Source organism: Streptomyces sp. GC420, assembly GCF_009916105.1.
Taxonomy (GTDB): domain Bacteria; phylum Actinomycetota; class Actinomycetes; order Streptomycetales; family Streptomycetaceae; genus Streptomyces.
Genome location: NZ_JAAAXQ010000829.1, coordinates 1 through 549, shown reverse-complemented (window position 1 = coordinate 549; position 549 = coordinate 1). Strand labels below are relative to the sequence as shown.

At 73.4% G+C, this 549-nt stretch carries 1 protein-coding gene; it reads left to right on the top strand.

Annotated elements, in window-relative coordinates; translation table 11 throughout:
* Positions 1 to 63 precede the first annotated feature (63 nt).
* The coding region (locus tag GUY61_RS38845; RefSeq protein ID WP_166634966.1) for a DUF6912 family protein at positions 64 to 549 on the top strand (486 nt) is incomplete at its 3' end.

The window sequence follows — 549 nt, the reverse complement described above, 5'->3', positions numbered from 1 at the left end:
GACCCGCCCCCGTATGCTGAAGCGGTCTTCTCACGCTCGTACGCAGTCAGAAAGCGGTCGGCCATGCGCGTCTACGTCCCCCTGACCCTCCATGGTCTCGCCGAGGCGCACAAGGCGGGAGAGCTGGGTCCAGGACCACTCACCGCCTACGCGGTGACACCGGGACTGCGGGAGTGGTACGTCTCGGACGACATCGAGGAACTGGAGTACGCGGCGCTGAACCGGGCGGCCGCCGCCTCGCTGCGGCTGATCGCGGCGGACCCCGGCGCCGCGCGGCGCCGGGTGGTGGTCGCCGTCGACGTACCGGACGGCAAGGCCGTGGCCGATCCGGACCGCGGGCTCGACCCCTCCAGCCTCGGCGAGGTGCGGATCGCCGAGGCGGTTCCCCTGTCCGGGGCGGCGGCCGTGCACGTGGACGGTGACGACGCGGAGCCGGACGTCTCGGCGGCGGCGGACGCGCTGGGGGCGGCCGACCTGGGAGACGACGACGCCCGGTTCACGGTGGACGGGGCGGAGGACCACGAACTGCTCTGGTACGGCGTGCAGGAG